The sequence below is a fragment of the Morganella morganii H1r genome (genome assembly GCF_000633515.1).
Lineage (GTDB): Bacteria > Pseudomonadota > Gammaproteobacteria > Enterobacterales > Enterobacteriaceae > Morganella > Morganella morganii_B.
The window spans coordinates 62,583-77,695 of the sequence record NZ_AYMP01000006.1; the positions used below are offsets into that span (position 1 = coordinate 62,583).

Below are 15,113 nucleotides of genomic sequence, written 5' to 3' on the forward strand. Positions count from 1 at the left end.
ATCTGAACTCAAAATAATAAAAAACAGCTGTAAATAGGCACACACCACGGAGGCGTTATGTTTGAAAATCTGGGCATACTGAATATCGGCACGTATATTATCGGTGTTATTTTTATTATCCTTGTGCCGGGGCCGAACTCACTGTATGTCCTTAAATCCAGCGCGACATTCGGGTACAAAAAGGGTTACCAGGCTGCACTGGGCGTATTTACCGGTGATGCGGTACTGATCATGTTGTCATTTCTGGGCGTGGCCTCAGTGATTAAAGCCTCTCCGGCATTATTTACCGCCGTGCGTTACCTCGGTGCCGCGTATTTATTGTATCTGGGACTGAAAATCCTCTATGCCACGTTTATGCAGAAGAAGGGGCGTCATGAGGATAAACCGCTGAAAGCGGAAAATGCCTTTAATAAAGCGCTGATCCTGAGCCTGACAAACCCGAAAGCAATTCTGTTTTATGTCTCTTTCTTTATCCAGTTTATTGATTTTAATTATACCCATCCGGCGGTGAGCTATGGCGTACTGGCGCTGATTCTGGAAACGGTCAGCTTTTTGTATCTCTCCTTTTTAATTTACAGCGGCACTAAGTTATCGCAGTTTTTCCGCCACAAAAAACAGGCGGCAAAAGCGGGTAACAGTACCATCGGGCTGTTTTTCATGGGATTTGCCGCCAAACTGGCGCTGTTTACGGCGTAAAGACACTGCCTGTCTGCTAAAAGTGACGCTATACTGTGCCTGATTTTAAACAAGCAGGTATTCACGTGACTGACAGTACAACACCTTATAATAATGATGAATTCTGGATGAGGCAGGCGCTGGCGCTGGCGGAAGAGGCGGCACTGGCCGGGGAGATCCCGGTCGGGGCGGTGCTGGTAAAAGATAATCAGCGCATTGCCGGTGGCTTTAATCAGCCGATCCTCAGCCATGACCCGACTGCCCACGCTGAAATTGTCACGCTGCGCGGGGCCGGGGCGGTGCTGGAAAATTACCGGCTGACCGATGCCACACTGTATGTCACCCTCGAACCCTGCATGATGTGTGCCGGAGCGCTGATTCACAGCCGGATCAAACGTCTGGTGTACGGCGCGGCAGAGCCGAAAACAGGCGCTGCGGGGTCATTTATTGATTTGCTGACCTTACCGCGTCTCAATCATTATATGGAAGTGACGGGAGGCGTGCTGGGGGAGGAGTGTTCGGCAATGCTCAGTGAATTTTTCCGCCGCCGCCGTGCGGAGAAAAAAGCCCTGAAAAAACAGAATACGGACAATCCGCAGACAGAAGGTGAGTGATCAGTATGGTGCGGCAGAGGTCAGAATCTCTGCCGTTTCTTCCTGCGGCTGCTGTAACCGCAGCTCTTCCTGATGTAAATCGAGATAGCCCTGCAAACTGAGCTGGTAACGGCGTACCCCTTCCACATAGCGGTAAGCTTCATGACCGCGCGCATAGCCGTATGGCAGAGACTGATAATAGGCTTTTTTGCTCAGCAGCGGCAGACGGGATTTCACATCCAGCCAGCTGTCCGGGTTCGCTCCCTGCATTTCGGTCAGTTTGCGGACATCCAGCATATGGCCGTAGCCCATATTATAAGCCGCCAGGGCAAACCAGATTTTTTCATCCTCCGGGATAGAGTCCGGCAGTTTATCCATCAGATAATTAATATACGTTCCGCCGCCCTTGATGCTCTGTTCGGGGTCAAGGCGATCCTCAATCCCGAAGAAATCCGCAGTCGGTCGTGTCAGCATCATAATGCCGCGCACGCCGGTCGGTGAGGTGGCGGTCGGGTTCCAGTGTGATTCCTGCCAGGCAATCGCCGCCAGGATCTGCCAGTCCATTTTTCCGGCGTACTTTTCAAACAGCGGACGGTAAGTCGCCAGCTGGGTATTGATGGCATTAATAAAGGTTTTGGTATCCACATAATTAAACTGGTTCATGTGGCTGAAATACTTCTCTTCCAGGCGTGCCAGAGTGTCGGTTTCCCGTGTCTGGTTGAAAAAATCGAGCAGGGCAGCGTTCAGGCTGCTGTCTTCGCTGCGTTTCAGATACCAGGTCAGCGGCTGATTTTCGGTGATCTCAAAGGCGACCGTGACATTCGGGTGAATATGCTGCTCCTGCGCCACGCTGACAGAATCGCTGACGACATAATCAATTTCACCTTTTGCCAGCCGCTGGAGCAGGTGGCTGCTGTTTTTATCGGTAACCTCGCGGATGTCCAGATCCGGATATTTATCTGCTTTAAGCTGGCGGAGCAGACGCGCGTGAGCACTGCCGGCCGTGACCCAGACCGGGGAGCCGAGATCGCCCAAATCCCGCGGACGTTTGTTACCCATGCGGTAGAGAAGCTGCTGTGCCACGGTGTAGTAAGTCGGGCCGCTCAGCGCAGTGTCCAGGCGGTCTTCATTATAGATAAGCCCGGCGGCGAGCAGGTCGGCATCGTTATTGTCAAGGTCGCTGAACAGATCATTAACGCCGCTGCGTTCCCGCACCACCAGTTTTACACCGAGATAGTCCGCGAAACGCTGCGCTAGTTCGTAATCAAACCCGCTGGCCTGTCCCTGCTTATTAAAGCTGATAAGCGGTGATGCCATCGCGCTGACACGCAGCTCCCCCCGCGCGAGAATACGGTTGAGCTGCGGCTGCTGTGATGGCCAGCTGATATTGATAGCGATCAGCGCCGCAGCGAACAGCGCGACGACGACGATGACGACGTAATTTAGTTTTTTATGTACCAAAGGCGTGTCTCACCGGTTACACAAAAAAAATTCATTCTGAGGCATAAATTACCATGGTTATATTTCCAGTAATCGGACATTTTGCTCAACATTTTGTCGCTGTGCAACTTTATTCCGTTTTCAGGGGCGGAAATCCGGAAAAAATCCCGCCGGGAAAAAACGTCACGCAAACGGTTTCGTCGGCGCCAGTATTGCTCTATAATGTGCCCGTTTCCCCTCCGGGCCGATGGCTCTGCGTGTTAAAAAGAGAGAACTGACAACTATGGAAATTTTGCGTGGCTCACCTGTGTTATCTGCGTTTCGCGTATCAAAATTTATCAGCGCGTTCACTGAACACCACCTGCCGGTGACCAACATCTATGCGGAATATGTGCATTTTGCTGATCTTTCCGCACCCCTGACCGACGATGAGCACACCAAATTACAGCAGCTGCTCCGCTACGGTCCGTCGCTGGCGGAACATGCGCCGGAAGGGATCCTGTTTCTTGTCACGCCGCGCCCGGGGACACTGTCTCCCTGGTCATCGAAAGCCACGGATATCGCGCATAACTGCGGTCTGTCAGCCGTTACCCGGCTGGAGCGGGGGATCGCCTACTATATCACTGCCACGGGGCTGACAGAGAATGAACGACAGCAACTGAGTGTGCTGCTGCATGACCGCATGACAGAAACAGTTTTCAGTGAGCTGTCACAGGCTCAGGCGCTGTTTGCCCGACATGAACCGGCACCGCTGACCGTGATCGATCTGTCCGGTCAGGGACGTGCGGCACTGGAAAAAGCCAATATTTCGCTGGGGCTGGCGCTGGCGGAAGATGAAATCGATTATCTGGCGGATGCATTCACCAGACTCGGCCGTAATCCGTCCGATGCGGAACTCTATATGTTTGCCCAGGCAAACTCTGAACACTGCCGCCACAAGATTTTTAATGCCGACTGGGTGATTGACGGCGAAGAGCAGCCGAAATCCCTGTTTAAGATGATTAAAAACACCTTTGAACAGACACCGGATCATGTACTGTCTGCCTATAAAGATAACGCAGCGGTGATGGAAGGTTCTTCTGCCGGGCGTTTTTTCCCTGAAGGGGAAGCGCGCAGTTATCAGTATCATCAGGAAGAGACCCATATCCTGATGAAAGTGGAAACCCACAACCACCCGACCGCCATTTCCCCGTGGCCGGGTGCGGCAACCGGTTCCGGCGGTGAAATCCGTGACGAAGGTGCGACCGGGCGCGGTGCCAAACCGAAGGCGGGATTAACCGGGTTTTCTGTCTCCAATCTGCGCATCCCGGGCTTTACCCAGCCGTGGGAGCAGGATTTCGGCAGACCGGATCGCATTGTCAGCGCGTATGACATCATGACCGAAGGCCCGCTCGGCGGCGCGGCATTTAATAACGAATTCGGCCGCCCGGCACTGCTCGGCTATTTCCGGACCTATGAAGAGAAAGTCAGCAGCCACAACGGCGGGGAACTGCGCGGTTACCATAAACCGATTATGCTGGCGGGCGGTATCGGTAATATCCGTGCTGACCACGTGCAGAAAGGGGAGATCCCGCCGGGCGCGAAACTGATTGTATTAGGCGGCCCGTCGATGAATATCGGTCTGGGCGGCGGTGCGGCTTCCTCCATGACATCCGGTCAGTCGGATGCGGATCTGGATTTTGCCTCTGTGCAGCGTGATAACCCGGAAATGGAACGCCGCTGCCAGGAAGTGATCGATGCCTGCTGGCAGCTGGGGGATAACAACCCGATTCTGTTTATCCACGATGTCGGCGCAGGCGGCCTCTCCAACGCCATGCCGGAGCTGGTCAGTGACGGCGGGCGCGGCGGACGTTTTGAGCTGCGTGATATTCTCAGTGACGAGCCGGGCATGAGTCCGCTGGAAATCTGGTGTAACGAATCCCAGGAACGTTATGTGCTGGCAGTTTCGCCTGAACAGCTGCCGTTGTTTGAAGCACTCTGTCAGCGCGAGCGCGCGCCGTATGCGGTGATTGGTGAGGCGACAGAAAAACGTGACCTGATCCTGAATGACCGCCATTTTGATAATCAGCCGATTGATATGCCGCTGGATATCCTGCTGGGTAAAACCCCGAAAATGCGCCGTGATGTCACTACACTGACTGCGGAAGGCACACCGATTGACCGCCGTGATATCAATCTGCATGAAGCGGTAAAACGTGTGCTGCACTTACCGGCGGTGGCGGAAAAAACCTTCCTGATCACCATTGGTGACCGCACGGTGACCGGCATGGTTTCCCGTGATCAGATGGTCGGCCCGTGGCAGATCCCGGTGGCGGATTGTGCGGTGACTACTGCCAGCCTCGACAGCTATTACGGTGAGGCAATGTCCATCGGTGAACGTGCGCCGGTCGCACTGCTTGATTTTGCCGCTTCAGCGCGGATGGCGGTGGCGGAAGCGCTGCTGAACATTGCCGGTGTGCAGATTGGTGATATTAAGCGGATTAAATTATCCGCTAACTGGATGGCTGCCGCCGGACATCCGGGCGAAGATGCCGGGTTATATGCGGCGGTGAAAGCGGTGGGTGAGGAGTTATGTCCGGCGCTCGGCCTGACTATCCCGGTCGGTAAAGACTCGATGTCGATGAAAACCCGCTGGAATGAGCAGGGCGAAGAGCGTGAGATGACCTCGCCGCTGTCGCTGGTGATCACCGCGTTTGCCCGCGTGGATGATGTACGCCGGACTGTCACACCGCAACTGCGTGCGGATGTGCCGAACCGTCTGCTGCTGGTGGATCTGGGAGAGGGACGTAATACCCTCGGTGCGACTGCGCTGGCTCAGGTGTATCGTCAGCTGGGACAAAAAGGGGCAGATCTGCGCAATCCGCAGGCGCTGCGTGCATTCTTTGATACCATGCAGACGCTGGTACGGGATGAAAAACTGCTGGCGTATCATGACCGCTCGGACGGCGGTCTGTTTGTCACCCTGGCGGAAATGGCGTTTGCCGGACATTGTGGTGTGAATGCGGATATCAGTGCATTTGATGAGGATATCCTCGGCGCACTGTTTACCGAAGAGCCGGGCGCGGTGCTTCAGGTGCGTGAAGCGGATCTGGATGGCGTAGTGCAGGCCTTCACCGATGCCGGGCTGGCAGATATGCTGCATGTTCTCGGTGAAGCTGTGCCGGGGGATGATTTCATTGTCCGCAGCCATAATACTGAAGTCTATCACCAGTCCTGCCGTGAACTGCGGATCATGTGGGCGGAAACCACCTGGCAGATGCAGCGTCAGCGTGATAACCCGGCCTGTGCCGATGAAGAGCACGAAGCGAAACAGGATCTGACAGACCCGGGCCTCAACGTTGTACTGACGTTCGATCAGAATGAGGATATCGCTGCGCCGTATATTGCAAAAGGCGTGCGTCCGCGTATCGCGGTGCTGCGTGAGCAGGGGGTTAACTCCCATGTGGAAATGGCGGCTGCTTTCCACCGTGCCGGTTTTGATGCTATTGATGTGCATATGAGTGATCTGCTGAACGGGCATCTTCCGCTGGACAATTTTCAGGCGCTGGTTGCCTGCGGCGGCTTCTCTTACGGAGACGTGCTGGGTGCCGGTGAAGGCTGGGCGAAATCGATTCTGTTCAATCCGCAGGTACGGGATGAATTTGCACAGTTCTTTGCGCGCCCGGACACCTTATCACTCGGGGTCTGTAACGGCTGTCAGATGATGTCAAACCTGCGGGATCTGATCCCGGGGGCGGATTTATGGCCGCGCTTTACCCGCAACCGCTCTGAACGTTTTGAAGCGCGTTTCAGTCTGGTCGAAGTGGCACAAAGCCCGTCACTGCTGCTGGGGGGCATGGCCGGTTCGCGGATGCCGATTGCGGTGTCTCACGGCGAAGGGCTGGCGGAATTCCGTGATGCGGCACATCAGCAGGCGCTGACGGAACGCGGCCTGGTCGCGTTGCAATATGTGGATAACTACGGGCAGATCACCGAACGTTATCCGGCCAACCCGAACGGTTCACCGGCCGGTATCACGGCAGTCACCACCGATGACGGACGCGCGACCATTATGATGCCGCATCCGGAGCGTGTCTTCCGTACGGTCAGCAACTCATGGCATCCGGAAAACTGGGGCGAGGACGGACCGTGGCTGCGGATCTTCCGCAATGCCCGTCAACAATTCGGCTGATAAATACGCGGGTATGACTTTTTAGTTCTGCCCGCTTTTTTTACTTACCACAATAATATTGCTGCAATAATAAATCCTTTCTGCTTCTGTCAGTTGCTGAACAACATTGATAATTGTTATTAATGAGTTCCTGTCTGAATACAAACACAAATATTAAGATAATTTTTTTGAAAATCTTATCTTGGCCAGTTTTAAATTCCGCTGTATCGGTATTACCATCCAATATTATTCAATAATTACTTTATCAATAATGTGATGAAACATGATTTCATTATTATTATTTTCGTTGAATACGCAGTTTCATCATGCTAGCATCTGCAAACAATAATGATAATGCGAATAAATATCATTAGCTTTCAGGTAAAGTTAACCCAATGAAAAACAGAGATAAGTTACTTATTGCCGCCATTACCGGCAGTTCATTTTGTAGTTTTTATACACATGCAGCTCAATATAACCCCGATAACCATATTAAGGTTGCGGTTAAATCGGATGCACATTCAGAGACAGACGATCCTTTATCGGCTAAAACAATAACAGAGCAGGAAATAAAGGATTCACCATCATCTAACAGTAACCTGAGTGATTATTTGAAAGCTGTCCCGGGTGCCCGTGTGGAGAGCAAATCAGAAACAGGATTTACCAATGGTGAAATTAAACCGCTTTCTGTTTCTATTAACGGTGCGCCTTCAGAACAGACGGCCTATATGATAGACGGGGTGAATATTAATAATGATATCGACCCGGCATCCGCTTTGTTTGATGGCACCATGGGCGTCAATCCGAATAAGAGTTCAGAACAGGCCTATTTCTTTGATGCGAAATTACTTTCGGGAATAACGGTTTACAGTAATAACGTTCCGGCAAATCTGGGCGGATTTACCGGCGGGGCAGTTGTGGCGGAAACCCGTCAGTACAGCGGGGAAAATCGTGCATCAGTCAGCTACCGTACCACCCGGTCTTCCTGGGCATCATTAAAAGCGGATGAAGCCGTAAAAGAAGCGCTGGACAAAAAAGTTCCCAACGGGATGAATGCGGAATTTCAGCCCGTTTATAAAAAAGAATTTTTTAATCTGACGGCAGAATACGGATTAACGGAGAATACCGGTATGGTATTCGGCTTCAGCCGCCGTGATTCTGATATCCGTCAGACCCGGATGCTGAATCCGGAAGGAGAGACAGATAACCGTAATCACACCCGCCGCTCCGACAATATGCTGGCCAATTTTAACTGGACACCGGATACCGGCCGGACGCTGGAAGCCGGGTTCCGCATGTCAGATTATAAAGAGGGTAAATTTTACGCCAATAATATTGATAATAACGTCAATGATACCCATCAGGCCTACGGTACAACAATCCGGTATATTCAGTCTGTGCCGGGCGGTAAACTGACATCAACGGCGGCGTATGATAAGTTTTCCGATAAACGCCGTTCCAACAGTACCGAAGCCAGTGTGGTGACTGACCTGGATACCGGCCTTGATTTCGAGGAAGGCGGCTATGGTAACAGCCAGCTGACGCAGGAAAATATCAATTTAATTATCGATTATAATGCTGACCCCGTCTTCTTCGGAAATACAGAGCACGTTTTCAATACCGGGGCCGATTACCGGCATACGGCATATGCGTTTAAGCGGGATGACGATGTTCACTCAACGGTATCATTGATTGACAGCAGCGGCCGGGATGTTCTTTTAAGTGAACTGACCGCGTCAAAAGGAACCGTAAATACCTCTTATCAGAATTATGCACTTTATGCTCAGGACACGATTAAAACCGGTGATTTCACATTCCGCCCGGGTTTACGTCTGGAACGGGATAATTATTTAAGTAACACAAATATTGCTCCCCGTTTTACGGCTTACTGGCAGGCATTACCGGATACCCGGTTTACGTTCGGACTTAACCGTTATTACGGACGTTCATTTGCCACGATGAAGTTATCCGGGAAAATACTGGAACTGAATCAGGATCGTACCCGTGATTACCGTTCACTGACACATTTAAGTACGCCGCATTCAGATGAATTAAACTTCGGGGTTAATCAGGACTGGAATAACTGGCGTATTTCCGCGGATTATACATACAGAAAGTATAAACAGCGGATTGTGGTTAAGCGCAGTACTCAGGATGATAAGAAAGTTGATTCATTCACCAACGGCGATGATTTTAATGCGCAGATTTATACACTGCAAATAACCAATAAAACACCGTGGACTCTTGGTGCAACAGAGTGGAATACCACATTAGGTGCTGACTGGCTGAATACCGGCAGGGCGGATCTTGAAAAAACATTAGATCCGGATGAGGCGGTTATTCTCGATGGTCGTCTGATGTCCCGCGCTCAGATGGAAAAAGAAGTCAATAATAATGAAGAGGAGTGGATGGTACGTCTGGGGGTTGATATGAAGATCCCGGATAATAACATTACCTGGTCGAATAAATTTTATATTAAAGCACCGATCCATTCTTACGCAGAAACCAACAGTACGGATGATATCACTGTTTATAAAACACAAAACTTCGGAACACATACTCAGTGGGATACCAGCCTGAGCTGGCAGCCGGCTATTTACGGTTCACATCAGCTCTATTTCCGTGCTGAAGTGCTTAATGTACTGAATCAGGTCAGGAAAATGGAGAATAAAGGGTACAGTTCAAATGAATACGGAATTTACACCCCGGGACGTGAATTCTGGCTTGAAGTCGGTTATGAATTTTAATTAAGACATAAGCAACTGCCGGCGGAAAATGTTGTTTTCTGCCGGCAGGTCAATGGCAAATAATTGTATGAATAGTGAATCAGAATTAAATAAGAATAAATTTATCAAACAGGTCTGGAGTCTGGCCTGTCCGTACTGGAAAAGCCGGGAATGGAAAATAGCCTGGCCGCTGATTATGTCTGTCATTGCACTTAATTATATTGTTGTTGAAATTGCGGTGAAATACAGCGACTGGAACCGTGATTTCTTTAATCTGATGCAAAATAAGGACTGGGATAATTTCTGGCCGATGCTGAGTCAGTTTGTTCTGATTATGGCGGTTTATTCTTCAGTCGATCTAATTGAAGAGTATTTGCGCCGGACATTACGTATCCGCTGGCGGGGCTGGCTGACAGAGCGGTTTCTTACGCAGTGGCTGAGCCATAAGCGTATTTACCGGCATCCGCTTTTGTATAAAGAGAGTGATAACCCGGATCAGCGTATTGCTCAGGATATAAAAGAATTTTGTGACCAGACATTACAGCTGGGGCTGGGATTACTGCGGACAGTCACCAGCCTGGTGTCTTTTACCGTTATTTTATGGAATCTTTCCGGAACACTGACATTTGAGCTGGGCGGAATGACATGGGTAATACCGGGATATATGGTGTGGGTGGCAATACTGTATTCCGTTATCGGTACATGGCTCACCCATAAAATTACCAGAAAACTGATCCCGCTGACATTTCAGCAGGAAAAATGCGAAGCCGACTTTCGTTTTCACCTGATGCGGGTAAAAGAATACGCGGAGTCGATCAGTTTTCTGCGCGGTGAAAAGGCGGAATTATCCTCATCAAAACGGTTATTCGGAAAAATATGGCAGAACTGGCAATATCTGACCGGAATGAAAATGAAATATCAGGCCTTTAACAGCGGATATAATGAGGTCGCCCGCATTTTCCCGTATCTGGTGGCATCGCCGCGACTGATGAGCGGCAGTCTGCAGCTCGGGGATATGATGCAGACCGCAACCGGATTTTACCGGGTACAGGAAGCATTCAGCTGGTTTGTCGATTCTTATGAGTCAGTGGCAAACTGGCGGGCAGTCACCGGGCGTCTGGTGACATTCAGCGCGCAGCTGGATTCGATTACCGGCAGCGGCACAATCCGTCAGTCTGATTCTCCCGAATGGTCTGAGTTATCGGTATTTTTACCGGATAACCGCCCGGTTCAGGAAAATATGTCCGGCACCTTTCCGGACAGCAGCGCAATTACAGGCCCGTCGGGATGCGGAAAAAGTACATTCCTGCGCACACTCGCCGGGTTATGGCCGCATTATAAAGGTTCATTATCCATGCCTCCGGATAATAACTGCATGTTTATTCCCCAGAAACCGTATTTACCGGAAGCCACATTGCGGGAAATTTTAATATATCCCCATATTCACGGGGAATATGACGATGCATTGCTGGCCGGTGCATTAACAGATGTGGGACTCAGCCATTTTATTCCTGAACTGGATACCGGGAAAAACTGGCAGCACACATTATCCGGCGGAGAACTCCAGAAAATAATGTTGGCACGGTGTCTGATACAAAAACCGGACTGGCTGTTTCTTGATGAGGCTTTATCTGAACTCGATGAGGAAAATTATAAAACACTGAGCCGGTTACTCAGGGAAAAACTGGCTCACAGTCATATTATTGAAATATCTCACAGGGAAGACGTGAGAAATGATAAGCCCGGGTTGATTTTATGAAAAGAATACTACTGCTAACCGGTATGTTATTTATTCTTGCCGCCTGTTCCGGTCAGCAGACACAGGTTAATGATCTGCTGAAAATGAAAACACTTCGGTATGACCCGGCAATAGAAACCGGCACGCTGAATAACGGATTCCGTTATTTTCTGGCCGAAAACAGCACACCGGAGAAAAAAGTGTATATCCGGCTGGTTGTTAATGCCGGGTCAATGAATGAGGATGATGACCAGAGAGGTGTCGCGCATATTGTCGAACATATGGCATTTAACGGCACAACACATTTCCCCGGTAATCAGCTGATCCGTGACCTGGAAAAAGCGGGATTAAAATTCGGTATTGATATTAATGCATTCACGGACTTTGAAAATACCGTCTACACATTAAATCTGCCGGATAATGATCCGGCAAAAATTAACCTTGCACTGGATATTGTTGCTGACTGGGCAGGGCGGGTCACCATCAGTCAGGCGGATCTGGATGCAGAAAGGGGTGTTGTTCTGGAAGAGTGGCGCGCCAGACTGGGTGCAATGCTGCGGCTGGGAGATAAAAAGAGCGCCATTGAGATGGCGGGATCGCGTTATGCATTACGCGACCCTATCGGGGATGCGGAAACAATACAATATGTCAGCCGTAAACGGGTGGCTGATTTTTATTATCGCTGGTACAGACCGGATAATATGTCGCTGGTGGTTGCCGGGGATATTAATAAACAACACATTCTGTCTCTGCTGAAAACAAAATTAACAATGCTTCCGGTCAGAAAAGATCCGCCTGAGATGATTGATTATTCAGTACCGTTGCCGGAACACTGGCGCGCGGCTTTTGTTCATGAGGATGAAATCCGGACACCGGCGGTGGAAATCAGTTTTTTCAGCCCTTATCAGGAAGATTATTCACTGACCCGTTATAAGGATGATCTGGTTAATCAGATTATGACCCGGCTGATAAATATCCGGTTACAGTATCTGGAAAAAGAGAATGATGAATTTATCAGTACCGCAAATTATTACTCTTCAGCGACCGGAAGGGAAACCATACAATCGGTATTTTCCCTGCAATTATCCGATGAAAAATATGATGAAGCCACGCTGAGTATTTTTAATTTTCTTGCCGCTGCTGAGCAGCAGGGTTTTACGCAGGCTGAGCTGGATGAAGAGCTTGAGCGGTTAACCCGGCTTAATGAAAAGCAGAAAGATAAAACCATTTACAGTATTGATCTTGCGGCGGACATGATGACGGCAGCAGCCAGCCATCAGCTCCTTGCAGGGCAGAATGATAAATTTCTGCTCAATCGCTATTACCTGAAAAATATTACCTTAGCCGATGTGAACAGCGCATTTCATACGATGACTGCCGTAAAATCCCGGCTGGTGATGATAACGCATCCGGAGAAAATACAGCCGCAGGTCATGGATACGGCAACACTGGAAAAAAACTGGATTGAAAGCCACAGGTTACCACAGAAAAAATGGGACCCGGCCGCAGAACAAATAACAGAACTACCGGATATTAATGTCACGGCCGGCAGTGTGAAACTTATCAGAACGGTTGAAGAATATAATATCAGGGAATATCAGCTGAGTAACGGCAGCCGGTTAATCTATCAGTACAATAATGATAATCCGGGAAAAGTGTTCTTTAAAGCGCTGACACCCGGCGGATTACGGTCAGTACCGGATGACGATTATCATGCGCTGCGGATTGCTGTCAGCCTGACGGATGAAACCGGTTTTGGCCGTTATCCGCTGTCCGCGTTACAGGCTGTTTTTAATAAAAGTCCGGTGGTGATGTCAACATTACTGGATGAGCATCAGCAGGGTTTTTCCGGCTGGGCAGAGGCGGATAATCTTGAAAAAATTCTGACGCTTTTTCATTTGAAATTAAATGAAAGCCGGGTAACGGAAAAAGTATGGCGTAAATATAAATCAGAAATGGATAAACAGCTGGCGGAGAATAATAAAGACAGTCAGCATCTCTTTATGCAGAAAATATCATCACTGCGTTATCCGGAAAAACATACCATATATGATGTCACCCGGCAGGATCTTGATACACTGAGTGCGGAAAAACTGACGCAATTGTATGAACGTTATATCAGTAATAAAACCGATTTTACCTATTTCATTGCCGGTGATATTCAGCCCCGCGATGCGGAAAAAATCGCAGAGAAATATCTGGCATCTGTTGATGTAAAAAATGATGGCAGAGAACCCGTTGCAATTGAAGCCGGAACACCGGAAACACCATTAATTGTCAGAGGATTGCAGGAGCCGAGGGCAGAGGTGGAAATTTATCTTGTCCGCAAAAATGGCTGGCGGCCGGATAATGCCTATTATCTGGAGATCGGCGGCGAGCTGATTCAGGAAAAACTGCGTGAAAAATTACGTGAGGAGGCATCGGGTGTCTACAGTGTCACCGCATGGTTCTGGCACAACCCGTCTGAAATACAGGATGAGGGACGGATCATGTTCACCTGTGCGCCGGAACGGGTGGATGAACTGATTACCCTGAGTGAACGTGTGCTGACGGAATTTGAGCAGAAAGGAATTGATCGGCAGGTATTCAGAAATAAAATCGTTCAGAGCCGCGATATTCTTGAACGAACCGGTAATTCGGTGACCGGCATACTGGAAGATATTGAACGCAGTTATATGCTGACCGGGGGGCCGTTATTAATCGGTGCTTCACTGCGGGCAAATGAAAAGGCCTCACCGGAAGAGACTGAAGTCGTTTTACAGGACTTTTTACGTCATGCCGGAAAATTCCATGCGGTATTACTGCCTGCGGAGTAATCAATGAATCGCTGCAACCCGGCCGGTTTATTCTTTTCTCTGTGTCTTCACGGCGGACTGCTTATTTTTTTATTCTCTGTGAGCCAGCCTGATTACGCGGAGAACGGCAATATCCGGACAGATAACCGCAATGCCATGTTATTGCTGCCTGCGCCGGAAAAGGCGGATGAACATTCTCCGGATATACCGGAACAGAGCACGGAAAGTCCGTTACCGGTGATAAGCCCGGCAGCGGATAAAAAATCAGAATGGCAGGCGGAAAAAAACAGAAAAAAACGCGGGAATAAACCGCGGCAGAAAATTAAAAAGCCGGTTACCGCACCGCGGCATGATAACGATGCGCATAAACCGGCAGAGGTTCCGGATACCGGTTTACAGTCATCTCTGTCGGCCGGAAATCATAACCTGACAGCAGCCGATACCGTTGCCGGGCAGCAGAGTGACGACGAGCTGTGGTTATACCGGGAAAAAATGCGCAGAGAAATCCTGCGGTATATTTATTATCCCGCCAGAATCAGAAAGATCAGCGCGGCTGTTGATATTAATGTCAGTATTTCCGCAACCGGCGCACTTTCTGATCCAGTGGTGATCAGAAGTTCGGGGAACCGGATACTGGATAAAATTGCCCTCGGTGCGGTCAGTCAATATCAGCCGGTGGGGATCCCTCCGCCGGGATTAGACAAAAGCATTGTCCTGACGGTGGATTTTATTAAGTAAACAGCGTGTTTGTTTGTCTGTTCCGGTATAAAAAATCGTCTTTGTCATAAAATAACGACAGTCGGTATTTTTAATGTCGCCAAAAAGAGACATGCAACACATTGATATTTAAAGAGGTAAAAAAGAACAAAAAAGACTGTCGCAAATCAGAGACGGTTTTTCATAAAATAGGGGCAAAGCCGGGTTCTTATGTGGTTATGGCCGTATCCTGAAAAGATTAAAGCTATCTTTGAAAATATTTTTACTTTAATAACAATG

Annotated in this window: 8 protein-coding genes; 7 read left to right on the top strand and 1 reads right to left on the bottom strand. The window is 49.5% G+C overall.

Going from position 1 to position 15,113, the window contains the following annotated elements; all coding sequences use genetic code 11:
• Positions 1-57: 57 nt before the first annotated feature.
• Both leuE and tadA read left to right on the top strand, forming a co-directional pair.
• The gene (gene leuE, locus U868_RS0103530) at positions 58-696 is read left to right on the top strand and encodes a leucine efflux protein LeuE (RefSeq protein WP_025152083.1); all 639 of its coding nucleotides are present in this window, start codon (positions 58-60) and stop codon (positions 694-696) included.
• Positions 697-761: 65 nt separating this feature from the next.
• Positions 762-1,289, top strand: coding sequence for a tRNA adenosine(34) deaminase TadA (gene tadA, locus U868_RS0103535; protein WP_025152084.1), 528 nt, complete (start codon positions 762-764; stop codon positions 1,287-1,289).
• Here the strand turns inward: tadA and mltF are convergent, their stop codons facing one another.
• On the bottom strand, positions 1,290-2,729 hold the full coding sequence (mltF, locus tag U868_RS0103540) for a membrane-bound lytic murein transglycosylase MltF (RefSeq protein ID WP_025152085.1): 1,440 nt from the start codon (positions 2,727-2,729) through the stop codon (positions 1,290-1,292).
• Between the two features lie 262 nt (positions 2,730-2,991).
• Between mltF and purL the strand changes: the two genes are divergently transcribed.
• The 5 genes from purL (at position 2,992) to U868_RS0103565 (ending at position 14,855) form a co-directional block, all read left to right on the top strand.
• The gene (purL, locus tag U868_RS0103545; protein ID WP_025152086.1) at positions 2,992-6,879 is read left to right on the top strand and encodes a phosphoribosylformylglycinamidine synthase; all 3,888 of its coding nucleotides are present in this window, start codon (positions 2,992-2,994) and stop codon (positions 6,877-6,879) included.
• 374 nt (positions 6,880-7,253) lie between these two features.
• The gene (locus U868_RS0103550; RefSeq protein ID WP_025152087.1) at positions 7,254-9,605 is read left to right on the top strand and encodes a TonB-dependent receptor plug domain-containing protein; all 2,352 of its coding nucleotides are present in this window, start codon (positions 7,254-7,256) and stop codon (positions 9,603-9,605) included.
• A 67-nt stretch (positions 9,606-9,672) separates the two neighbouring features.
• The gene (locus U868_RS0103555) at positions 9,673-11,343 is read left to right on the top strand and encodes an ABC transporter ATP-binding protein/permease (protein WP_025152088.1); all 1,671 of its coding nucleotides are present in this window, start codon (positions 9,673-9,675) and stop codon (positions 11,341-11,343) included.
• A complete protein-coding gene (locus U868_RS0103560; RefSeq protein ID WP_025152089.1) occupies positions 11,340-14,138 on the top strand; it encodes a M16 family metallopeptidase in 2,799 nt (932 codons plus the stop codon). The genes U868_RS0103555 and U868_RS0103560 overlap by 4 nt, the downstream gene beginning before the upstream one ends.
• A gap of 3 nt (positions 14,139-14,141) precedes the next feature.
• Entirely contained in the window at positions 14,142-14,855 is a 714-nt protein-coding gene (locus U868_RS0103565; RefSeq protein WP_025152090.1) for a cell envelope integrity protein TolA, read from the top strand.
• The last annotated feature ends 258 nt before the right edge of the window (positions 14,856-15,113 follow it).